Below are 23,832 nucleotides of genomic sequence, written 5' to 3' on the forward strand. Positions count from 1 at the left end.
ATGTGTGAATCGTTTTTTTTCAAATGTTTAGAGCTTTAAGTCTCAAGATTGTTAGCCCACGGTACTGGGTATTAACTCCTCCTTTTCCGTTCCTTTTTCATATTTATAGGCGCTGACTATTTTTTCGCACTCTTCTCTAAGTTGAGGAACGCTCAGCCCAATAATCACTTGTATCGCCTTGCCTTTTTTAACCAGATTTACCGCTCCTGTACTCATAAAGTATTCTGCCGATTGAACTTTATCAGGGCTAATCACAGTCACCCGCAAACGGGTTGCACAGTTACTTAAATCTTCCAAGTTTTGGACTCCACCCAGCCCTTCAATCGTTTCAATTGCTTGAATATGTAATGGGCTTTTTCCCTGAATACCTTTACCCGTAATACCATGCTTTTTATTGAAATCTTCTTTGTTATGCAGTTTCATCTCGCCATCACCACGACCAGTAATTGGCACGTCAAATTTAATTATGAGATATTTGAAGGTGAAGTAGTAAATCGTGGTAAAACATAGACCAATAGCAATCTGTGTTACGACCATACCGGTATGGTTCCCCAATAGAGGGATCCAGTTGCCAGTAACAAACTCTATGAGACCGCCACCCATGTTGCCAACCACACCGAAATAGAACATAACCATTGCCATCGTGCCGGCTAATACTGCATGAATTGCAAACAACCAAGGCGCGATAAATAAGAAGGTAAACTCAAGTGGCTCAGTAATACCAACCAGTACTGCGGTAAATGTAGCTGGGATAAGTAATGCAGCTACTTTTTTACGGTTTTCTTTTTTAGCCGTGTGGTACATCGCTAACGCAATGCCTGTACAACCAAATACTTTGGAGTTGCCGTGCAAAGAGAAGCCGCCCGCTGGGAACAATTCTTTAATACTTTGACTTGATTGAGTGAACGCTTCCAAGTTAGTGAACCAATCTACCGTGATGCCATTTGGCGTCACGACGTTACCAAATTGAAATGGTGTATAAATAAAGTGATGTAAGCCTGTAGGAATGAGGATTCGCTCAAGAAAAGTGAACAACCAAACACCAAATGCCCCCGATTCCACAAAGAATGTTTGTAGCCCTAAAATACTATTTTGAATTGATGGCCAAATATAGAGCGTTAACCAGGCAGCAGGTAGCATCGCAAAAAAAGAGATCATAGCAACATACGAAGCACCTTGGAAAATACCTAAATACGAAGGAAGCAGTTTCTCAAACGTACTGTTATGAATCCAAGTAACAAGACCTGAGATAATGATGGCACCGAAGATTCCAGTATCAATTGTCTTAATGCCTGCAATTTCCGTTAAGCCCGATGTACCACCAATGGATTGAGTGAAATCAACATGGAAAAAATCTCCCCAAACATTACCCATCGCCCCGATAAAGTAGTTAAAAGTAAGGTAAGAAACCATTACGACCATCACTGCTCGAGCATGAGCCGTTTTAGCAAGACCAATCGGTAAACCCACCGCAAACAATAACGCCATGTTGCGGAAGATAGTCCAACCACCCTCTTCGATAATTTGTAGTACTTGATAATACAATCCGTTGCTATCAGCCAAATCGCCAACAAATATTGGATTTTTCAGAACAATAGTCAATCCAACTAATATCCCTACAAACGGAAATAGTAAGACTGGAGTAAACATTGCCCCGCCTAATCGTTGTATCGCACTCAACATAACAGCATCCTTAAATTTGTAATTAGTGTTTTCCAGAGTATTCTGCCTTTCGACAGGATTAAATTACTCCCAAAAAATAAGCAGGACAAATGAATAACATGTAAAGTGTGATCAAGTACAAATTAAGAACCTTTTAATATAAAAACGGCATCAATAGGACATATTAATAACCTTTATTTGTTTATTGAAATGTGAATTTGATAGATATCACTAAAGGTTATTGATTTGTTCTATTTCTAGTGATAGGTTTGTTCTATGTTCATATCATTGGTGATTCCTTCAAATAGCAACTAACTTCTTACGATTTCAGATCGTTAATCTAAGTGATTAGAATCAAGGGGCACGGTCAATTCGAAAAGGTTAATTATGTTGTATAAAAAGATCATGCAGAGGCTGAAAAGTCGCATTGATTCAGATGAATTTATAATCGGGGACACCTTACCATCGGAAAAAGAGTTGATGGCACAGTACGCCGTTAGCCGTATTACAATTCGAAATGCGGTTGAAGAGTTGGTGAAATTAGGTTTGGTAGAAAAACGGCAAGGCGCCGGTTCAACCGTGATTGGTAAAACTGTCGTTAGTTCAATGTTAACTCTGAAAAGTACTAATGAGTATTTGAGTGACTCAGGTGCTCGCCTTGAATACAAAATTTTTGAGTTTTCGTTAATCGCCCCCGATGAAGACGTGGCGAAAAAACTCAATATAAACCTCGATGAAAAAGTTTACTTCATACGGCGCTTCAAGCTAATCAATGGCGTACCTTCTGTTTATGAAGATTCTTATATGCCAATGTCGCTTTATCCTCAAATGAATTTCATGTCGATGGAAGGATCTAAATACAACTATCTTGAGAAAGAGCTAGGATTTGAAATCGACGGAGCATACCAAGATTTTGAAGCAATTATGCCCGATCCTCATATGTGTGAGACGCTTGATGTAGATCCAAAGATTCCTCTAATGTGCATATTATCTATTGGTATTCTCAAAGATGGCAGAGTATTCGAATATACGAAAATAGTATCGAAACCAGAGACTATCTCTTACAGCCATTACCTCAAGCGCTAGGCTCTGCTAAATATCATGCAGGGAGTTCAAGGCAAAAATCAGCGTTAACTCCCTGCATGCTTTCACTTATGATACTCAATTATACCAATAAATACTGGCCTTATAAAATACCAGCAGTACAAGAAGAAGGGCTCTGAAACACTGCGGTAGAGTAGACAACACCTGTTATCAAGTCTCGTCCCTCTAAGAACCCCGTACAACTTTCTCTGCAATAGACTAAAGCCTCCACGAAGGTATCGTTTGATACCCCGCAACTTATAAAAAGTGAGAGCGGTTTCATTTCAAGAGTTATGAGCTGTCTTTTTGACTTTATCTTAGACAAGTACTCTTGGTATTGAGGAACATTTTCTATTTGGAACAGATTTAATTGGCAGTCCATAATTTTCTGCCAACCGTAAAATTACAGTGTAACTATGAATGTGGTCTTAATTTAAAATCTACGGGTAATTGGACTAAAAAAATTTAAAGTAGGCGATCTCAGGGGCTAAAAAAAGCCACCATTTAGGTACAATGCCGTTCGGTTAAGAGATTTTAGGCTTATATCTTAACGGATATCTAGATGGAATATAGAGCACTGAACGTGAAAACGTTCGGTGTTTTCTTTTTTTGGGCAAAATAAAATGTTTAACATCTTCTCGCATAAGCTGAAGCTTTTTCGGAATAGTGCCATTACCTGATAGTGCATAGGCTCTTATTTGCGTATCTATAATACAAATGGCTGCCGTGAAACTGATCCGTGTAGGTTCAACCTTCGCTTCTAGCGCAATATTAACCATTTCAAGTCGGATCAAATTATAACCCAATAATACCCCCCATAGTTCCTGCCGTACCCCTTCTGGAAAACGACTTCGTAGTGTTATTTCCCCATTAAGCTGATTATTTTTAAGCTCTCCAAAACTCTGCTCTATTTCCCATCGTTCCCAGTACACAGATAGTAATGCATCCATTGAATACAGTGTCGGATCAATTAATGAGGTAATAAAGCCTTTAATATCACCCTTTGGATCTTGGTAACATATCATTCTTACTTGCCAAGTCTCTGGTAAGGTTGGGTTTTTAGTTCTTGCTTGCGGGGATACTGGCATTTCGATTAATAAATCATTATCGGCATACCGATCAATAACTTCATACCGCATAGCTTTTTTTACCGGTGTTAGCCAATGTGCATTGATACCGAACTGCTGCCAATTGAGCATTAGGTCTGCTGAAAAATAACAACGATCAAATAAGGTTAATGAATCTTCTGGAATATCGGTCAGTAGCCGTTTAGCTAAGGTTATCTCGCCGACACTACAGCTATCAAATGCAGCGCCAAGTAGCATCCGAGTATGCGTTGAATGCAAAGAAACCATACGAAGTTGCGGATAAACAGGATTAGATTGTGAGATAAAACCAAATGCTTCCCTATTTTCTGGTGTGTCTTGCGCTCTAAAGGTCGTGCCATCTACGGCTAATAAGTTTAAACCGATACTATGTTTTTTAGCTATGATAGATTTATGCCAAGCCGCACAAGTTGTACTAAAAAGGTAGCTCATGGGAGATTCACCTAATCGCTTTCGACAATCGGTGAGTACACTAGGGGCAACATGGTCATAGACTTCATCAGGGTTAGTTTGCAAAGCAATATCGAGTGAACCACAGACTTCTTTTATTGAGCAATTTCGCATTAACCCCATCATGATGATTAGCCAAACAGCTTGCTCTGCAGGTAAGCGGCGACGTCGAACACTCGCTTTTTGAGTACAAAATAATGCTTCTTCAATCCATTTAGAATCAATGGCTGTTAATACGCTGTCGTAAGCCTCTTTATTTTCAAATGACTCATACACCAATTCCATCTCTTGATTAAACAAAAAAAATCCCCAACCTTAAATAAGATTAGGGATTATGATCTATCTGGAAGATCGTTCAAGTTTTCTTATTAGATCCTTAACCGATCGGCATTAAGAGCAAGAGCATGGGTTATTGAAAGGATTCCAGTTGTGGGTGAATCTGCCGAGCTATGCCAAAATGAATAAACCACAGTATCAAGAGTTTTTGCCAAACGCGATGGTGCATGATGAATCGAGTAACGGAACAAAAATTAATGTGATAGCTGGAACGACTAATCAAGGAACCACTGGAGCCGTTACTAACATTTATAGCGAACCTTTGTATTTAGATGTGCATTTACCTGCAGGGGAAGTATTCACACAAGCGATTACGTTAAACCACAATGCATTCATTTATATTATTGAAGGTGAGGTCAGCGTACAAAGTGCGGATCATCTTGATGCTATCGAAGCGACAAAGTTAGCTGTTTTAACTGATGGCGAACAAGTTTCTATAGTAGCTGGACAGAAAAATAGCCGATTTTTATTAATTGCCGGCAAGCCTTTTAATGAGCCTGTTGTACGTCATGGACCTTTTGTTATGAATACAAGAGAGCAATTATTACAGGCCTTTGATGACTTTAATCAGGGTAAGTTTGCCTAGCTAAGCTAATCTAGTCAACCAAACTTAGCCAAACTAAGTCTAGTCAAACAACATTGAGGAGTATGTTATGGGATTGTTAGTCGATGGACAGTGGCATAACCAGTGGTACGATACCAAATTAAGCAATGGTAAATTTGTTAGGAGTGAATCACAATTTAGAAACTGGATCACCGCTGATGGTCAAGCTGGACCAACAGGTAAAGCGGGCTTTAAAGCAGAAGCAGGGCGTTATCATTTATATGTTTCGTTAGCGTGTCCATGGGCGCATCGCACCTTGATCTTTAGAGAGTTAAAAGGTTTGCAATCAATGATTGATATCTCTGTAGTGAATTCTCTAATGGCTGAGCAGGGTTGGACCTTTAAGCCGGGACCGGGTGTTATTAAAGATACTGTTAATCATGCTTCACTGGTTCATGAGTTATATACCTTGGCTGATGCAAATTATTCTGGGCGTGTGACTGTACCTATTTTATGGGATAAACAACAAAAGACCATTGTGAGCAATGAGTCGGCAGATATTATTCGCATGTTTAATAGTGCCTTTGATGGTATTGGTGCCAGTGAAGGCGATTATTATTCTGCGCCTGTACAGGGTGAAATTAACGCAATAAATGATTGGATTTATAGTGATATTAATAATGGAGTGTATCGCGCAGGTTTTGCTACAACGCAAACGGCCTATGAAGAAGCTGTAAGTGTATTGTTCGAGGCACTAGATAAATTAGAACTGCGTTTGAGTTCACAACGCTATTTACTTGGTAAGCAACTAACCGAAGCCGACTGGCGCTTATTTACCACTTTAATACGTTTTGATGCCGCCTATGTGGGACACTTTAAATGTAATAAAAAGCGTATTGCTGATTATCCGTCACTGTCTCATTATGTTCGCGATTTATACCAGCATCCAGGCATAGCTAAAACAGTCGATATTGACTATATCAAAGCGCATTATTATGGCTCACATGAAACCATTAACCCGACAAGAATTATCCCTGCTGGCCCTGATCTTGATTTTATGCAAGCACATGATCGATTACGTTTTGCTTAAAATATTGACTATATGTGTCACCACTAAAGCTTCAAAAATACTGAGGTTATGTGAAGTAATACAAAGCAAGAAATAGCCCTATATTTAACATTTAAAAAAGGGCTATTTTAATTGAGTTCAGTTTAGCTAACGCTGTTAATAAAACAGGTTAATCCATAAAAATTGTCAGTAACTCGTTCAGGTATCTATGTCCTAATGGAGTTACTTGACAGGTGTCAGTTGATACTCGCATTAAGCTTTTATCTGTAGCTTGCTGTAACTGCTTATCTAATACACTGCGTGCTAAACCGGTATAATCTTCAAATTCAGTAAATGGAATGTCTTCCATTAAACGTAATCTATTCATCATGTATTCGAAAACCAGCTCCTCTTTGGGCACTGTATTATAATCATTCATATAAGCACGTTGCGGATCTAAATATCCTTTAGGATGCTTGATCTTAGTGGTGCGTAGTACCTTATTTTCAAGGGGTAATGATATCTTGCCGTGTGCACCACAACCAATTCCCAAATAATCACCAAAACGCCAATAATTTAAATTATGCTGACATTGCCAATTATCTTGGCTGTAGCCCGATATTTCATATTGGTTGTAGCCGTGCTCTGCTAAAAGTTTCACTCCCTCTTCTTGAATTTCCCACAATGTGTCATCATCGGGTAAAGTAGGAGGATGAGAAAAGTATTGTGTATTAGGTTCAATAGTCAGTTGATACCAAGATAGATGAGTTGGCTTTAATGCAATCGCTGTTGCTAAGTCACTCATGGCATCCTCTAACGTCTGGTTAGGTAGACCATGCATTAAATCTAGGTTGAATGTTTTCATTCCTACATTATGTGCTTGTTTAGCAGCTGTTTTTGCTTCTTCTACACCATGAATTCGACCAAGTTTAGTGAGCTTATCTTGTTGGAAGCTTTGTACTCCAAAGGAAAATCGATTAATACCCGCTGTTTTAAAGTCAGCAATTTTTTGGTTTTCAATGGCACCTGGATTAGCTTCTAGGGTGATCTCTATGTTTTCACTAAAGGGGATAAGGTGCTGGATATTTTCTAATAACCATTGAATACCCGGTGCTGAAATTAAACTCGGTGTACCACCTCCAATAAAAATACTGAATAAGTGACGCCCTTGTACAAAACTTAAGTCTTGCTTGAGATCATCAATAAGCGCAGTTAAATACTCTTGTTCTGGGATCTCTCCTTTTAACTTATGAGAGTTAAAGTCGCAGTAGGGACATTTTTCAATACACCAAGGAATATGTACATATAGGCTGAGCGGGGGAAGTTGTAACATTCATTTTTCCAAGCTAAAAAAAGCGACTGAATTAGTCGCTTTAAAAGTGAGTTTAAACGGCAATGATAAAGCGATTTTTTTATTGGCCATATCAATGGACATGTAAATCTAAATAGCGATTAAGCAGATAATTGCGCTTGTAATAATGCGACTAATTGCGTCAGTGCTTTACCGCGATGGCTTAATTCACTTTTACGTTGTTTGCTTAATTGTGCTGAAGTTGATTGTTCACTTTCAACCCAGAATACTGGATCATAACCAAATCCATTTTCACCTTCTACGGTTTCTGTAATGCTACCTTCCCAAGTACCTTGGCATATAATCGGCGTCGGGTCTAATTCATGGCGTAGATAGACTAAAACACACTGAAAGCGCGCTTTACGTTGTTCAGGGTTAATGCCTTCCAGCTTATTTAATAGCTTATCAATGTTATCTTGATCGGTAGCTGATTCACCGGCATATCGAGCGGAATAAATGCCCGGTTGGCCATTTAGAAAATCAACTTCTAAACCTGAATCATCGGCAATAGCGGGTAAACCGGTTAATTTCGCTGCATGTCTTGCTTTGATAATAGCGTTTTCAACGAAGGTAGTACCTGTTTCAGGAACATCGGGCACATTGAACTTGCTTTGTGGTAATACCTCAATAGAAAAGCTATTCAATAACTCGCTCATCTCTTTTACTTTGCCTTGATTGCCGGTGGCAAGTACCCATTTTTGCTTCATGTTTTGTCCTTAATCAACATAGAATTTATGCTGAAACTTAAGAGTATTCGATTTCTTTTCTGTTTTAACATTAATGTCAAAATTAACAATTTCTTCATTAATAAAAGGATATTCAGCGAGGTAATAAATCGCTTTACCTTCTTTTATTTGTCTAAACTCAAGCTGATGAGTTTGCCCAATTAAGTTTTTCCCAGTCCCGGTTAAGATCGCTTCAACGCTTTGTTTATTCTGTTTACTATTAAGAATAGAAATATTTAATAAACCATTATTCTTACTACGTTTGATATTATATTGAGTAGCGATACTTGGCTCAATAAAAGTACTCGGTAGGGCGATGTAGTGTACTTCTAGGTTAGCAAATTGTTTAAACTGATCTGCTGTTACCTGTAAGCTTGTAAATAATAATGTAGTGAGTAATAACGTGTTAAATATGAAAGCTTTACACATAGAGCCTTTGGTTTTCATCTTTTTAGATAATGCTATTGAGTTAAACATATAATCCCTTATTGTGAAAAAATAGAAGGTAGGTTTTTAGGCTGTTTAATACGCACTAATTTATGTCGACTTTGTAAGCCTTTTTCTACATTAATTGCACTTTTTGCTACCTTAAATTGTTTACTTAAAAACTTCACCAAATGTGCATTTGCTTTGCCATCAACGGGCGGTGCAGTAATGGCTATTTTTAACTCTTCACCATGCTGTCCAACAAATTGATCGCGGCTCGCTTTAGGTTGTAAGTAAAGGCGAAGCATTAAGTCCTCGCCTTGATATGAGTAACAACTTGGTATTTGGCTCATTTATTACTACACCACTTTTTCATCTATAAATTACCCCAATATTTGAGCTAATAGATCGTTGAATAATTTTTCTAAAAATTGTAAACCTAATAATACCACAAGCATTGATAAGTCTAAGCCGCCCATTGCAGGAATAACGCGACGCACTGGGCTTAAAAGTGGCTCAGTTAATTGAATCATTACTGCTTCAATTGGATTTTGCCCTTTACTTACCCAACTTAAAATAGCGCGTATCACTAATATCCAAAAAAGCAGCTTGAATGTGGTGGTGATAACAATTGCCAGAGCTGAAATCAACATTGCTACAACGGTGATATCAAAGTTTAACACTAGGCTCAATACAAATATTTTGGCCACGGCAACGACAAATGCAAAGATAATCGTCGCAACGTCTAAGCCACCCAATCCTGGAATAAAACGGCGTAGAGGAGCAACAATCGGTTGTGTGGCTTTTACAATAAATTGGCTAAATGGATTATAAAAATCTGCGCGTGCGAGTTGTAACCAGACACGCAATAAAACCACCATAAGATACAGGTCAAATAGAGTATCGATTAAAAAATTAACTGCATTCATTTACTTACTACCTCGTTATAGGACTATTAAAATAGTTTTTCCATTTCTTCACCACGGTCGGATGCTGCTTGCATTGCTTTGGCAACAATCTCAGGCAAACCCAACTCATTAAAAGTACGTACTGCTTCAGCCGTTGTACCACCTTTAGATATTACGTTGTTTCTTAAAGTTGTTAAATCCAAGTGTTGATTTTGTTTCACCATCTCTGCACTACCAATCGCAGATTGTTGTACTAACAGGCGAGCATCGGCTTCACTAAATCCCATTTCGATTGCTTTCTTCTGCATTGATTCCATAAATAGGAAAAAATAAGCAGGGGCTGAACCCGCTGCTGCAATCACTGCGTTAATTTGTGATTCTTGTGCAACCCATACAATTTCACCGACAGCGCTCATTAATTCACCCGCGAAGTGTTTATCTTGTTCTGTTGCTTGTTGTGAAGCAAATAACCCTGTCATACCTTTTTGCAAAAGAGACGGCGTATTAGGCATCGTACGGATCACGGCAGTTTCTTTACCCAAAATAGATTGAAAATGTGATACTGAAACACCGGCTGCAATAGAGATGATTAATTTATTAGTGAGATCAACACCATCATCAACAAGCGCTTGGCAAACATCCGCCATCATTTGCGGTTTAACACCTAATACGATCACATCCGCCCATTGTGCTGATTGTTTATTATCTTGGCTGCTTGTAATTGAGAGTTCTGTTACCAATTTTTGGGTGTTGGTTAAGCTTGGTGCTGATGCACAGATTAATTCTGCTGGGTAACCGCCTTTTACTAAGCCGTTAATAATACTACCTGCCATATTACCTGCACCAATGAAGGTGATTTTTTTATGTTGCATTATTTTTCCTTACTGTTAATTTATCTTGCGCCAAATATATCTGTGCCAATTCTCACCATAGTACTACCACAGGCAATCGCACTTTCCAAGTCACCACTCATGCCCATCGATAATGTATCAATGTCCGGGTATTGTTGTTGCAATGATTGATAAATATCATGTAGCGCAGTGAATTGTTGTTCTATTATTTTGGGGTCATCGCTATTTTGTGGAATCGCCATAATGCCCCGCAGTTTTAAACGCGGTAGGCTCTGAACTTGTTCTGCTAATTCCATGACCTGTGATAGCGTGGTGCCGGATTTACTTTCTTCACCACTGATATTTACTTGTAAACAAATATTAAGTCTTGGCAGTTCTGCAGGGCGTTGTTGATTCAAGCGCTCGGCTATTTTTAAGCGATCTACACTTTGCACCCAATCAAAATTCTCCGCCACTGGGCGAGTTTTATTCGATTGTAGTGGGCCAATAAAATACCAAAAAATAGGTCTGTTAAATTCGCTATCTTGTTTAATTTGTTGAATTTTCTCTATGCTTTCTTGCACATAATTTTCTCCAAAGTGAGATAATCCCTGTGCAAAAGCTTGTTTGATCAACGAAACCGGCTTGGTTTTGCTGACAGCAAGTAACTGAACTTCGCCTTCGCGCATTGCTTTTACGCTAGCTTGAGCTATTTTTTGTTCTACTGCTTCGATATTGTTAGATATATTAGTCATATTATTAGGATTTTAAATTATGGATATAACGGAATTATTAGCCTTTAGTGTAAAGCATAAAGCTTCAGATCTACACCTTTCTGCAGGTGTTCCTCCAATGATTCGAGTTGATGGAGAAGTACGCAAAATAAATGTCCCTGCATTAGAGCATAAAGAAGTAAATAGTTTAATCTACGACATTATGGATGATAAGCAGCGTAAGGACTTTGAAGAACAGCTAGAAACTGACTTTTCCTTTGAAATTCCAGACCTTGCTCGTTTTCGTGTTAATGCTTTTAATCAAAATCGTGGCGCTGGTGCAGTATTTCGTACGATTCCAAGTAAAGTGTTAACGTTAGATGAAATTAATGCGCCCCCTATTTTTAAGAAAATTTCTGATTTGTCACGTGGTTTAGTCCTAGTGACAGGAGCAACAGGGTCAGGTAAGTCAACGACGTTAGCTGCCATGATTGATTATATTAATGATCATCGCCATGAGCATATTCTGACCATCGAAGACCCTATTGAGTTTGTGCATGAATCTAAAAAAGCACTGATCAATCAACGTGAAGTTCATAAAGATACCCTCAGTTTTGAAAGTGCATTACGCAGTGCATTACGTGAAGATCCCGATGTTATTTTGGTGGGGGAAATGCGTGATTTAGAAACCATTCGTTTAGCTTTAACAGCAGCAGAAACGGGACACTTAGTGTTTGGCACATTACATACCACGTCAGCAGCCAAAACCGTTGACCGTATTGTGGATGTATTTCCTGCTGCAGAGAAAAGTATGGTTCGTTCAATGTTATCTGAATCTCTACGTGCGGTAATTTCACAAACCTTATTAAAAAGGCATGGTGGCGGTCGTGTTGCTGCACATGAAATTATGATGGGGATCCCTGCAATTCGTAATTTAATTCGTGAAGATAAAGTGGCGCAAATGTATTCGGTTATTCAAACAGGTATGGTGCACGGTATGCAAACACTGGATCAAAGCTTGCGTGATTTAGTTAGTCAAGGCACTGTTTCTTATGAAGATGCTGCGACTAAAGCCATGGATCCAAAATCTCTCTAGGAAATGCTAATGCTCGAACAGTTATTAAGTGAGTTGGTCAATAAAAAAGCTTCTGATTTATATATAGCGGTAGGGTTGCCGCCTACAATTAAGGTCAATGGTAAGCTGAAATCGTTAACCGATCAGAATCTGACTGAGGGTGGAATATATAATTTGCTGGCCGAAGCATTCGAAACAGAACGTATTGCTGAGTTTAAAAAGAAAAAAGAAGCGAACTTTGCGCTTAATTTACCGGATACCGGCCGTTTTCGAGTCAGCGCTTTTATGCAAAAAGATACGCCGAGTATGGTTATTCGGCATTTGAAAAGTAAGATCCCAACCTTCGAAGAGTTATATTTACCTGAGCAATTAAAAAAAACCTGCATGGCAAAGCGAGGCTTGATTTTATTTGTGGGGGCGACGGGAGCCGGTAAATCAACAACTCAAGCCGCCATGATTGGTTATCGTAATCAGCATGCTTCAGGCCATATTTTAACCGTTGAAGACCCGATCGAATTTGTACATGAACATGGCCGTTCAGTAGTCACGCAACGTGAAGTTGGGCTTGATACCGATTCTTTTGAAGAGGCATTACGTAATTCATTACGCCAAGCTGCTGATGTAATTGTACAAGGTGAAATTCGTACGTATGAGACCTTGCACCACGCTATTACGTTTGCTGAAACGGGGCATTTATGCATGGGGACTTTACATGCTAATAACGCAAATCAAGCGCTAGATCGAATGTTGCGCATGGTACCAGAAGAAACACAACGTCAATTTTTGTTTGATCTATCGATCAATTTAACAGCGGTGATCGCACAGCACTTAATTCCCACTTCGGATGGTAAAGGTAGTATTGCCGCTTTTGAAATTATGCTTAATACGCCTACATTAGAAGAAGCGATTCGTAATGGCGACTTGCATTTATTAAAAGATATTATGAAGGTTTCGGGCACCTATGGAATGCAAACTTTTGATCAGGCATTATTACATTTATATTTAGAGGGAAAAATTGGTTATAATGAAGCACTAGCTCATGCTGATTCTGCCAATGATCTACGCTTGAGAATTAAGTTAAAAGCAAAAGAGAATGGAATAACTTCTAATTCTGAGATGTTAAGTGATCTCCATATCGTCTGATATCCGTTGATTAAATGATAGCCCAAACAAAGCGCTTATTGAGCGCTTTGTTTTTATAGATTAGGAAAAAACATGATAGTTGTAATATCTCCAGCCAAAACCTTAGACTTTGAAACTCCTGCTACAACGCCGGAGTTCACGACTGCAAATTTATTAGAGCAGAGTCAGTTATTAATAAATCGTTGCCAACAGTTATCAATGCAAGATATTGCTTCATTAATGAAAGTGAGTGATAAAATTGCAGGATTAAATGTTGCTCGTTTTGCTGAGTGGAAAAAACCTTTGCAGTTAGAAAATAATACCAAACAATGCTTATTTGCTTTTAAAGGCGATGTTTATACTGGTTTAGAGGCGGAAACATTAAGCGATCATACGTTACAATATGCGCAACAAAATTTGCGAATATTATCAGGCTTATATGGCTTATTGCGTCCATTAGACTTAATGTTAGCTTACCGACTTGAAATGGGAACACGTTTAGATAATGAACGTGGTACTAACCTTTATCAGTTTTGGGGGGATTTAATCACTGAGCAGCTAAACCTTAATTTAACGGCACAAGATTCGCCATATCTAGTTAACCTAGCGTCTAATGAATATTTTAAAGCGGTAAAAACAAAGGCATTAAAAGCCACTGTGATCACGCCTATTTTTAAAGATCAAAAAAATGGTCAATATAAAGTCATTAGTTTTTATGCAAAAAAAGCGCGTGGATTAATGGCCCGTTATATTATGGAAAATGAAATTACTGATATTAAACAATTAAAAGAGTTTACTGTCGGCGGATATTATTTTGTAGCGGCAGCATCCACTGAGACTGATTTAGTCTTTCAACGTGATGAGCAATAAGATTTATTGTGTTGTTATTAGTTAACCTAATTGTAACTACTCAGGCCGTCGCTATTTAAGCCTATTTCTTCGTTGAAAAATGCTCATTTAAACCACTAAACTGCGCTTTTTCGCCTTGAACTAAGCATAAATAGCTTAGCCCTGAGCATTTACGTTTTTATTTTGGTAAAAAGCACTCAGTTTTAATGAGTGCTGAGTAGTTACACCTAATTTAAGCACTTTAATGAAGTAATAATAAAAAGCCCAAGCGTTAAATTATTTAACACTTGGGCCTTTTGGTTAAACCTGATGCTTCTAATATCTCGTTCTTTAAGTCATTAACTATCTTGTTTGAGGCTTTGAGGCATTGACGTATTGCTTAGTTGATATTTAGATTACCAAGCCTCAGGATTTAGTTGCAGTGATTAAGCGTTATTTAATATTGCATTCAGTTTAACTGCTACACCATGTTCTTTAGATGAGGTGGTTATTTCCGCATCTGGCAACGCTTTTATTAAATCCTTTTGAGCATTGGCCATCAATACCGCTTTTCCTGCCCCGCGTAACATTTCGACATCATTCATACCATCACCAAAAGCAATGCTTTGTTGGGCATTTAAATTCATTGTTTTTAAGACTGCTTCAACTGCTGCACCTTTATTGGTAGTTGCTTCCATGACTTCTAAACATTTATCTAGTGAGAAAGTAAGGTTAACTCGGCCTGTAAATTGTTGCTTCAACTGTTGGTAAATAACATCTAATTTATCCCTTTCTCCCCAGAAGAATATTTTTATGGCATTCGATTTATCTATTGTATTTAAATCGACCGCTTGGCAATAGAAGGCAGTATCTATTGTCATTCCCACTAGTTCTTGAATAGAAAAATTAGCGTACCACTGTTGGTCTGTAAATAAGTTGATTTGAACAGATGGATCAAAGTCTTGCTCGCATATGGCGGTTGCAATATCGGTAGGCAAATTTTGCTTTAAAATAATTTCCCCTTCTTTGTTATGTACACGAGCGCCATTTGAGGTGATCAGATAAATCGGGTCTCCTAAGTCATCTTGTATTTTCTTCGCTTCTATATAATGGCGACCTGTTGCAATAACAAATTTTCTATCGTCTTGTAACCAACGATGAACACTTTCTTTAGTTTGTGTTGATACTTTATGATCTGGACCGAGTAATGTGCCATCAAGATCTGAAATAGCTATTTTGTACATGTCAGCTTACCTTGTTGAGATTGTTTAAAAAAATCAAGTACTGCGGTGATAGCAGGTATCCTGTATTTATCTTGTTCTAATAATAATTCATGTTGTGCGTTGGCTATTGTTATAAATTGGTTGTGTTGACAGCGAGTGTTATTTGCAAAGAATGCTTGTTGTCCTTCAGCCGTCACAATCGAATCTGCACCTGCTTGAATAACGATCATAGGAATATCTATTTGAGCAGCATCAGTAATCGCTTTTTCACTGGCATATAAACTTTCATTTACCCAGCGCATGCTTGGTCCACCCAGTTGAGTTTTAGTGTTTATTTCAAAGGTGCTCAATGCAGAGCGATAGCGTTTTTCACTGCTGGTTAAACTATTACCTTCAAAAGGATTACTAAAGTAAGGACCTGAACCCGGGGCATAACATGCTAAATCACTAAACCAAGCGCAGATTAAATCACTTATATAACTGATCAACTTGGCAAGAAAAGCAGGCAGAGCACCTAGGTTGATAGAAAACATGGGACTAAAAAATGCACTTGCTTGAAAAGGGTGTGCTTGTTGTTGCAGATATAACGCACTAATAGTGCCACCCATTGAGTGAGATAATAAAAAACGTGAATGGTATTTTGTGTCTAATTGTAATGTTTCAACAAAAGTCGTTAAATCCACCACATAATCTTGAAATGCTTGTACATGGCCACGATGTGCATCCCCACCAAGGCGACTAGATAACCCCTGGCCTCGATGGTCAATTAAAAAAATATCATACCCTTGCTGATTTAATTCAAAGACGAGCTCTTTATATTTGAGGGTCGACTCATTTCTACCTTGGCTGATCACTATTGCGTTAGCTTGGCCAGTTGCAATATGAATGGTATGGATAGTACCCCCATTGATACTTTCAAAGGTGTTTACTTTGGCATTCTCATTCCAAAAACGATTAATCGCGGGTGAGAATTGATCATCAAGTAGGGCTTCTGTATTAAGATGGTATTTATTATCTAGAAAATTTTCAGTTTTACTTTCTGGCTGTGCTTTATTTTCTAATTGTGTCTTATCTTCTAACTGTATCTTATCTTCTAACATAGTAGGGCTGGCCTGCATTGTTGGATGAAACAATATGGACAGAATAGGTAATAACCTTAAAATACGAATCAAGCACACCATATAACATCCATTTCTAGTCCAATAATTTTTAATCTTAATGTAATTTAGCACAATCATGAACGTATATTTTAGGCATAAAAAAACCACACTTCAAAAGTGTGGTTTATCAATCAGAGTTGGATAGGGTTTATTTTGCTAATTTTGCTTTAATAAACGCAATCACTTCTTCAATCTTAACTTCTTGTTTTTCGCCTGAAGCACGATCTTTATATTCTATAACACCGTTATCAATACTACGGTCACCAATGACCAGTGTATGTGGGATACCAATCAATTCAGCATCGGCAAACATAATACCAGGGCGTTCTTTTCGGTCATCTAAGAGTACTTCAATACCTGCTGCTTGTAACTCTGCGTAATATTGCTCTGCTAAATCAGCAACACGATGTGATTTTTTCATGTTCATTGGCACAATCACAACGGAGAAAGGAGCGAGTACATCATTCCAGATAATGCCATTCTCATCATTGTTTTGCTCAATCGCTGCTGCCACAATACGTGAAATACCTACGCCGTAACAACCCATGGTCATTACTTGGTTTTTTCCTTGTTGATTTAAGACTGCTGCATTCATTGCCTGAGCATAAGTATCGCCTAATTGGAAAATATGGCCCACTTCAATACCGCGTGCAATCGATAGCGTGCCTTGACCACATGGGCTTGGATCGCCTTCAACCACATCACGTAAATCTGCGACTTCATAATCAGTAATATCACGATCCCAGTTAACACCTGTTAAATGTTTACCTGTTTCATTAGCACCACAAACAAAGTCAGCTAGTTTTTCAGCTGCACGGTCAACAATAGTACGGATAGTTAAGCCTTTAGGTCCAATTGAACCCGCCTCACAATTTGCCGTTTCTAGAATTTGTTGAGCATTGGCAAAACACAGCGGGCTTGCAATACCTTCAATATGTTCAACTTTGATTTCATTTAAGTTGTGATCACCACGTAACACTAATGCAATCACAGGGATAGTTTTGCCTTCTTCTGCTTCACCTTGCACTAATAATGTTTTAACAACTTGCGAAGGAGCAATGTTAAGTGATTGACTAACATCTTCAATAGTATGTGCATTAGGCGTGTCGATAACGTTAATATCTGCAGTTGCTGCTGGGCGATCAAATGCAGGCGCAATAGCCTCTGCTTTTTCAATGTTTGCTGCATAATCACTTTGATCTGAAAATACGATAGCATCTTCACCACTCTGTGCTAACACGTGGAATTCATGTGACGCACTACCACCTATACTGCCTGTATCTGCAATTACTGCACGGTATTCTAAACCTAAGCGATCAAAGATACGGCAGTAGGCATCGAACATATTTTGATAGGTTTTTTCTAAACACTCTTGATCCAAGTGGAAAGTGTAAGCGTCTTTCATGGTGAATTCACGAGTACGCATCACTCCAAAACGAGGGCGAGTTTCGTCACGGAATTTAGTTTGAATTTGAAATAAGTTTAATGGTAACTGTTTGTAGCTGTTAACTTCTTTACGTACTAATTCAGTGATCACTTCTTCGTGTGTTGGCCCTAGGACAAAATCACGGTTGTGGCGATCTTTTATACGCAATAATTCTCCACCAAATTTATCCCAACGTCCTGACTCTTGCCATAAATCAGCAGGCTGAACGACGGGCATTAATATCTCTATAGAACCAGCACGTTCCATTTCTTCTCGTACAATGTTTTCTACTTTACGTAAAACACGTAAACCAGTTGGTAACCAAGTATATAATCCAGATGCTATTTTGCGGATCATACCTGCGCGTAACATCAGTTGGTGGCTGGCAATTACTGCATCACTTGGTGCTTCTTTTTGAGTGGATAATAAATAATTGGTAGTACGCATGGTGATCCTTGTTGATAGTTAGCTATCTTATTGCGAATATAAAAGTTGGCTGATTTTAACAGTCGATTGCTGTGGACTAAAGCATTGTTAATCGATTTATCTAAATAATATTGTTTTTTTAGCTGGAATTTGGTTAGTTTTAGACTCTAACTAAGAGGAACCCCTATGCAACGTTACTTAAAGTCTGCAAAACACAGTTTGATCGTCATGTTGATATGTGCTGTTTTGCTACTGATCAATGGCATTTTTATCGTTAATCGTTTTGGTATTGTGCCACGTGAAGTCAGTCATTTATCTGGTATTGCATTTGCACCTTTCCTGCACGGTGATTGGGCTCATTTATTAAGTAATTTTTTTCCTTTTGTCATTTTTTCAAGCTTGATTGGCCTACATAGCTTAAAGCGCTTTTGGATTGTATTTGTTTTATCAATATTAATGACCGGTAGTTTAGTTTGGTTATTTGCGCGGGGCGAAAGCATTCATATCGGAATGAGTGGTGTGGTGTATGCAATGTGGGGATATTTAATTGTCTATGGTATTTTGAAAAAACATTTTAGAGATATCATTGTGTCCATTTTAGTTTTAGTGCTCTACGGTGGTTTAGTGTTTGGCGTATTACCAAGTGCACCTAATGTTTCTTATGAAAGCCACTTTTTCGGTGCATTGGCTGGTGGAGTCTTAGGTTATTTTTTGTCAAAACGCTAATTATTAAACGTAGTCGACGGATAACACGGTGATCGTTGACGTTGTACATTGCCATTTAATATTAAAATCAGAAAGGTGCATCGCATAAATCTTATTATCGGTCTTCAACTTTTTATAAGCAGGGCGCGGATCCTGTTGTAACACCTCTTTAATAAACAGCTGCAGACCCGAGTAATGCGATGGCAGTGATTGAAGTTGTGATACTGCATCTTGATTAAAGTCTACCGCTAATAACTTTTCCGGTGATGTTTGTGCAAAACCTGCTTTAGCATCAGGTATCGAGTCGGCATAGGGAATATAAGGCTTTATATCCACAATCGGGGTGCCATCCACCAAGTCGATATTGCTTAACGAAAGGAATATTTTTCCATCTCGTTGTATTACCCCGTGATACTCAACTAATGATAAGCCAATATTATTGGGCCGATTAGGGCTTCGGGTTGCAAATATACCAACACGTCTATTTCCCCCTAGTCGGGGTGGGCGTACCGTAGGGCTCCATCTATTAGCAATATCAGAACTTGGTGCATTTTTATGAAATTCAAAAACCAACCATAAATGGCTAAACGCTTCTAACCCATTAAAGGCATTAATATCGTCATAGGGCGGCAACATCTCTAATTCTGCTTTGGCGCCTGCTACTAAGCCTGGTTGCCTAGGAACAGCAAATTTCTCTTTATAAGGAGAATGAATAGTTGCTATTACTTGGTGTTGGTAACTAGTCATTGGCAGGCGTTTCAATTTTTAAAGCGCGTCCGTAACAAATTACATTGCTGACACAGGTTTCATCTTGCTTGAAATTAATACAAGATTGAAAAACAACTCCATTTGCTTCCATATCTGCAGCATTGATTCTAGCTTTTGTACGGGCTTCCTTTTCACTTGCAGGTAGGTCAATGGCTGCCTCTTGGCAACTACTTCCTTCAACAGCACCTAATACCGTATATTCAAGATCAAGTAGTTCCTTTTTGTCATAAACCGTGACTTGTGAAGGCTTGAAATAAGTATCAAATTTTTCTTTATCAACATTCGAATTAAATTGGTAATTACTACAACCTGATAGAAGGCCAATAAAAGCTAGTGTTATAAGTCTATTCATCGTCGTCGCTCTTTATTAATAGTAGGGGATAATAATGGATGGCATAATAGCATCATTAAACCGCCCTAAACTAGAGAAGTAATAATGAGCAATACAAAAGTAGCAGCAGTATTTTTAGATAGAGATGGTGTTATCAATAAAGATAATGGTTACGTTTCAGAGATTGATGACTTTGAGTTTATAGAGGGTGCTATTGAAGCGTGTATTGAATTCAAGAAAAAAGGTTATCTATTAGTTGTGATAACCAATCAATCAGGTATTGCTCGTGGTTTGTTCTCGGAAGAGCAATTTCATACATTAACGGAATGGATGGATTGGTCATTAGCGGATCGTGGTGTTGATTTAGATGGTATCTATTATTGCCCTCACCACAATAAAGAGGGTATAGGTGAATTCAAAGTTGATTGTGAATGTCGTAAACCAAAACCTGGAATGCTAATGAATGCGATTGCGGACCTTAATATAGATATAGAAACATCAATTTTGATTGGCGACAAAGTATCTGACTTACAAGCTGGCATTGCAGCAGGCATTAAAACAAACTATTTAGTGCGTACTGGTAAAGCAATAACAGAAGAAGGTGAAATTTTAGCATCAGCTATCTTCGATGATTTGACTGCAGTTGTTAAAAATATTTAATAACTCTGTGGATAAGTTGCATATATTTGTGTGTAACTTGTGCTCAAGAACAGTATAAAAATTAATTGCAAAAAATCGCAATAAAACGCTTGCCAATGTGATCTCAATCCCTATAATGCGACCCCACAGACACGGGATGTAGCGCAAGTTACCCACCGAGTTTGAGAATATTTTTTAACGTATTAACGCTTCGTAGTTCGCTTCGAAATTAAGTTAAATTAAAACGTTGACAATGTTCGAAAGGCGCGTAATATACGCCGCCTAGCCGAAAGGCACGCTCTTTAACAATTTAATCAAACAATCTGTGTGAGCACTTGTTGTTGATGTGATTTCAAAAAAAATCAAAAATGTAATTCTTCTGCTTGCAGAAAATTACAGCCTTTCTTGTAAAGGCAACATCAATAATAGTGACACACGAAATAATTCATTATTTCAGAATAATAAATTGTTAGTTTCTTATATTTATATAAGTGATTAGCAGTAAGTTTTAGTCAGTAGTATTGAGTCGCACTTTTAATTAAGTGCAAATTAAACTTTAAATTGAAGAGTTTGATCATGGCTCAGATTGAACGCTGGCGGCAGGCTTAACACATGCAAGTCGAACGGTAACAGAGAATAGCTTGCTATTTTGCTGACGAGTGGCGGACGGGTGAGTAATGCTTGGGAATATGCCTTATGGTGGGGGACAACAGTTGGAAACGACTGCTAATACCGCATAACATCTCCGGATCAAAGTGGGGGACCTTCGGGCCTCACGCCATAAGAGTAGCCCAAGTGGGATTAGCTAGTTGGTAAGGTAATGGCTTACCAAGGCGACGATCCCTAGTTGGTCTTAGAGGATGACCAGCCACACTGGAACTGAGACACGGTCCAGACTCCTACGGGAGGCAGCAGTGGGGAATATTGCACAATGGGCGCAAGCCTGATGCAGCCATGCCGCGTGTGTGAAGAAGGCTTTCGGGTTGTAAAGCACTTTCAGCGAGGAGGAAAGGTTGTACTTTAATAGAGTGCAGCTGTGACGTTACTCGCAGAAGAAGCACCGGCTAACTCCGTGCCAGCAGCCGCGGTAATACGGAGGGTGCGAGCGTTAATCGGAATTACTGGGCGTAAAGCGCGCGTAGGTGGTTAATTAAGTCAGATGTGAAATCCCAGGGCTCAACCTTGGAACTGCATTTGAAACTGGTTGACTAGAGTTTTGTAGAGGGTGGTAGAATTTCAGGTGTAGCGGTGAAATGCGTAGAGATCTGAAGGAATACCAGTGGCGAAGGCGGCCACCTGGACAAAGACTGACACTGAGGCGCGAAGGCGTGGGGAGCAAACGGGATTAGATACCCCGGTAGTCCACGCAGTAAACGATGTCTATTAGAATTTTGTGGCTATATGCCGTGGGATTCAAAGCTAACGCATTAAATAGACCGCCTGGGGAGTACGGCCGCAAGGTTAAAACTCAAATGAATTGACGGGGGCCCGCACAAGCGGTGGAGCATGTGGTTTAATTCGATGCAACGCGAAGAACCTTACCATCCCTTGACATCCAGAGAATCACCTAGAGATAGATGAGTGCCTTCGGGAACTCTGAGACAGGTGCTGCATGGCTGTCGTCAGCTCGTGTTGTGAAATGTTGGGTTAAGTCCCGCAACGAGCGCAACCCTTATCCTTATTTGCCAGCGGGTTATGCCGGGAACTCTAGGGACACTGCCGGTGATAAACCGGAGGAAGGTGGGGACGACGTCAAGTCATCATGGCCCTTACGGGATGGGCTACACACGTGCTACAATGGCAAATACAAAGGGCTGCTCACCAGCGATGGTATGCGAATCTCCTAAAGTTTGTCGTAGTCCGGATCGGAGTCTGCAACTCGACTCCGTGAAGTTGGAATCGCTAGTAATCGTGGATCAGAATGCCACGGTGAATACGTTCCCGGGCCTTGTACACACCGCCCGTCACACCATGGGAGTGGGCTGCACCAGAAGTCATTAGCTTAACCCTTCGGGGATGGCGATGACCACGGTGTGGTTCATGACTGGGGTGAAGTCGTAACAAGGTAGCCCTAGGGGAACCTGGGGCTGGATCACCTCCTTACGTAAAGAAACACATCAACAAGCCTTAGGGTTAATTTGCTTAGGCAAATAAACCTACCGGCCAAAGTTTTTGCTTCGCAAATACTTAGCGAGTGCCCACACAGATTGTTTGATTAGAATGATAAAGCGCAAAAAATAGTTCCGGGTCCCCATCGTCTAGAGGCCTAGGACACCGCCCTTTCACGGCGGTAACAGGGGTTCAAATCCCCTTGGGGATACCAACACTATTCTAGAATATAAAGTCACTTAATAACTGTTCTATTTAGAATGATTATTAAGTGTTTTTTAACACTGCTCTTTAACAATTAGGAAAGCTGATAAATGTTCTTATTTATCGCACAAATACAATGACTTGCTTGCAAGTTGGTTGGTGTGATGAATATAAACGAAATTGTTCTCAGTATTTAAGAAGACTACTTTGTAGTGTGATTAGATACTGTAATCAAGCAAAATAAAAAGCACACATTGTCTTCGGATAATGTGAGTACGTATCTACTCAGTTAATTTATTAACTGATAGGTGCACGAAAAACGATTGTTTTTCATATGTAAATATGAGTCACAAGCGTCTTGGAAACAACATACAGAATCTTTGATTTGTTATTATGTTTTTTTTGAATGTTTAGTACATTCATAAAAAAGCTTAAAAGACACTTTTTAGGTGTTGTATGGTTAAGTGAATAAGCGTGCACGGTGGATGCCTAGGCAATTAGAGGCGATGAAGGACGTGGTAATCTGCGATAAGTCCAGGGGAGTTGATAACAAGCGTTATATCCTGGAATTTCCGAATGGGGCAACCCGGCACTTAGTGTCATCGTTATGTGAATACATAGCATAGCGAAGCAA

General features: G+C 39.1%; 22 protein-coding genes, 1 tRNA gene and 2 rRNA genes. 11 read left to right on the plus strand and 14 right to left on the minus strand.

Translation table 11 applies throughout. From position 1 onward, the window contains the following. Positions 1-51: 51 nt before the first annotated feature. The gene (locus tag H592_RS0114960) at positions 52-1,683 is read right to left on the minus strand and encodes an alpha-glucoside-specific PTS transporter subunit IIBC (RefSeq protein WP_028869479.1); all 1,632 of its coding nucleotides are present in this window, start codon (positions 1,681-1,683) and stop codon (positions 52-54) included. A gap of 366 nt (positions 1,684-2,049) precedes the next feature. Between H592_RS0114960 and H592_RS0114965 the strand changes: the two genes are divergently transcribed. Continuing rightward, positions 2,050-2,748, plus strand: coding sequence for a GntR family transcriptional regulator (locus H592_RS0114965; RefSeq protein WP_028869480.1), 699 nt, complete (start codon positions 2,050-2,052; stop codon positions 2,746-2,748). 521 nt (positions 2,749-3,269) lie between these two features. Here H592_RS0114965 and H592_RS0114970 read toward each other — a convergent pair. Beyond that, a complete protein-coding gene (locus tag H592_RS0114970; protein ID WP_028868899.1) occupies positions 3,270-4,601 on the minus strand; it encodes an IS4 family transposase in 1,332 nt (443 codons plus the stop codon). Between the two features lie 157 nt (positions 4,602-4,758). Between H592_RS0114970 and H592_RS22480 the strand changes: the two genes are divergently transcribed. Continuing rightward, positions 4,759-5,223 carry a pirin family protein gene (locus H592_RS22480; RefSeq protein WP_156916136.1) on the plus strand — a complete coding sequence of 155 codons (465 nt, stop codon included), beginning with the start codon at positions 4,759-4,761 and terminating at the stop codon, positions 5,221-5,223. A gap of 67 nt (positions 5,224-5,290) precedes the next feature. After that, complete coding sequence (locus H592_RS0114980; RefSeq protein ID WP_028869481.1) at positions 5,291-6,271, plus strand: glutathione S-transferase family protein; 981 nt, start codon at positions 5,291-5,293, stop codon at positions 6,269-6,271. A 148-nt stretch (positions 6,272-6,419) separates the two neighbouring features. Here the strand turns inward: H592_RS0114980 and hemW are convergent, their stop codons facing one another. From hemW to H592_RS0115015, 7 genes are all read right to left on the minus strand, one after another. Next, the gene (gene hemW, locus H592_RS0114985) at positions 6,420-7,562 is read right to left on the minus strand and encodes a radical SAM family heme chaperone HemW (protein WP_028869482.1); all 1,143 of its coding nucleotides are present in this window, start codon (positions 7,560-7,562) and stop codon (positions 6,420-6,422) included. A gap of 119 nt (positions 7,563-7,681) precedes the next feature. Then, positions 7,682-8,287, minus strand: coding sequence for an XTP/dITP diphosphatase (locus H592_RS0114990; RefSeq protein ID WP_028869483.1), 606 nt, complete (start codon positions 8,285-8,287; stop codon positions 7,682-7,684). 9 nt (positions 8,288-8,296) lie between these two features. Then, entirely contained in the window at positions 8,297-8,782 is a 486-nt protein-coding gene (locus H592_RS0114995; protein WP_245600434.1) for a DUF4426 domain-containing protein, read from the minus strand. Positions 8,783-8,790: 8 nt separating this feature from the next. Then, a complete protein-coding gene (yggU, locus tag H592_RS0115000; RefSeq protein WP_028869485.1) occupies positions 8,791-9,084 on the minus strand; it encodes a DUF167 family protein YggU in 294 nt (97 codons plus the stop codon). Between the two features lie 30 nt (positions 9,085-9,114). Beyond that, a complete protein-coding gene (locus H592_RS0115005) occupies positions 9,115-9,660 on the minus strand; it encodes a YggT family protein (protein ID WP_028869486.1) in 546 nt (181 codons plus the stop codon). Positions 9,661-9,686: 26 nt separating this feature from the next. Then, entirely contained in the window at positions 9,687-10,511 is an 825-nt protein-coding gene (proC, locus tag H592_RS0115010; protein WP_028869487.1) for a pyrroline-5-carboxylate reductase, read from the minus strand. Between the two features lie 20 nt (positions 10,512-10,531). Then, a complete protein-coding gene (locus H592_RS0115015; RefSeq protein WP_028869488.1) occupies positions 10,532-11,224 on the minus strand; it encodes a YggS family pyridoxal phosphate-dependent enzyme in 693 nt (230 codons plus the stop codon). A 19-nt stretch (positions 11,225-11,243) separates the two neighbouring features. Between H592_RS0115015 and H592_RS0115020 the strand changes: the two genes are divergently transcribed. The 3 genes from H592_RS0115020 (at position 11,244) to yaaA (ending at position 14,249) form a co-directional block, all read left to right on the plus strand. After that, complete coding sequence (locus tag H592_RS0115020) at positions 11,244-12,278, plus strand: type IV pilus twitching motility protein PilT (protein WP_028869489.1); 1,035 nt, start codon at positions 11,244-11,246, stop codon at positions 12,276-12,278. A 9-nt stretch (positions 12,279-12,287) separates the two neighbouring features. Further along, entirely contained in the window at positions 12,288-13,400 is a 1,113-nt protein-coding gene (locus H592_RS22485; protein ID WP_156916137.1) for a PilT/PilU family type 4a pilus ATPase, read from the plus strand. A 72-nt stretch (positions 13,401-13,472) separates the two neighbouring features. Further along, complete coding sequence (gene yaaA / locus H592_RS0115030) at positions 13,473-14,249, plus strand: peroxide stress protein YaaA (protein ID WP_028869490.1); 777 nt, start codon at positions 13,473-13,475, stop codon at positions 14,247-14,249. A 404-nt stretch (positions 14,250-14,653) separates the two neighbouring features. On the opposite strand, the gene H592_RS0115035 is transcribed toward yaaA, so the two are convergent. From H592_RS0115035 to H592_RS0115045, 3 genes are all read right to left on the minus strand, one after another. Further along, positions 14,654-15,451, minus strand: a complete 798-nt coding sequence (locus tag H592_RS0115035; RefSeq protein ID WP_028869491.1) for a Cof-type HAD-IIB family hydrolase — start codon at positions 15,449-15,451, stop codon at positions 14,654-14,656. Then, positions 15,439-16,611 (minus strand): alpha/beta fold hydrolase, encoded by a 1,173-nt coding sequence (locus tag H592_RS22490; protein ID WP_051369199.1) that lies wholly within the window; start codon positions 16,609-16,611, stop codon positions 15,439-15,441. Before H592_RS22490 ends, H592_RS0115035 begins: the two co-directional genes overlap by 13 nt. 127 nt (positions 16,612-16,738) lie before the next feature. Beyond that, positions 16,739-18,463, minus strand: a complete 1,725-nt coding sequence (locus H592_RS0115045; RefSeq protein WP_028869492.1) for a proline--tRNA ligase — start codon at positions 18,461-18,463, stop codon at positions 16,739-16,741. A 165-nt stretch (positions 18,464-18,628) separates the two neighbouring features. Between H592_RS0115045 and H592_RS0115050 the strand changes: the two genes are divergently transcribed. Then, positions 18,629-19,168: a rhomboid family intramembrane serine protease gene (locus H592_RS0115050; protein ID WP_028869493.1), complete on the plus strand. Its 540-nt coding sequence runs from the start codon at positions 18,629-18,631 to the stop codon at positions 19,166-19,168. A gap of 3 nt (positions 19,169-19,171) precedes the next feature. Here the strand turns inward: H592_RS0115050 and tsaA are convergent, their stop codons facing one another. Next, positions 19,172-19,894: a tRNA (N6-threonylcarbamoyladenosine(37)-N6)-methyltransferase TrmO gene (gene tsaA, locus H592_RS0115055; RefSeq protein ID WP_028869494.1), complete on the minus strand. Its 723-nt coding sequence runs from the start codon at positions 19,892-19,894 to the stop codon at positions 19,172-19,174. Beyond that, complete coding sequence (gene rcsF / locus H592_RS0115060) at positions 19,887-20,267, minus strand: Rcs stress response system protein RcsF (protein ID WP_028869495.1); 381 nt, start codon at positions 20,265-20,267, stop codon at positions 19,887-19,889. The genes tsaA and rcsF overlap by 8 nt, the downstream gene beginning before the upstream one ends. 84 nt (positions 20,268-20,351) lie before the next feature. Between rcsF and gmhB the strand changes: the two genes are divergently transcribed. From gmhB to H592_RS0115080, 4 genes are all read left to right on the plus strand, one after another. Then, on the plus strand, positions 20,352-20,906 hold the full coding sequence (gmhB, locus tag H592_RS0115065) for a D-glycero-beta-D-manno-heptose 1,7-bisphosphate 7-phosphatase (RefSeq protein WP_037071905.1): 555 nt from the start codon (positions 20,352-20,354) through the stop codon (positions 20,904-20,906). Between the two features lie 537 nt (positions 20,907-21,443). After that, positions 21,444-22,988: ribosomal RNA gene (locus H592_RS0115070) — 16S ribosomal RNA — on the plus strand. Positions 22,989-23,132: 144 nt separating this feature from the next. Then, a tRNA-Glu gene (locus tag H592_RS0115075) sits at positions 23,133-23,208 on the plus strand. Between the two features lie 448 nt (positions 23,209-23,656). Continuing rightward, a 23S ribosomal RNA gene (locus H592_RS0115080) occupies positions 23,657-23,832 on the plus strand; the annotation flags it as partial.

The sequence above is a fragment of the Psychromonas arctica DSM 14288 genome (genome assembly GCF_000482725.1).
Classification (GTDB): domain Bacteria; phylum Pseudomonadota; class Gammaproteobacteria; order Enterobacterales; family Psychromonadaceae; genus Psychromonas; species Psychromonas arctica.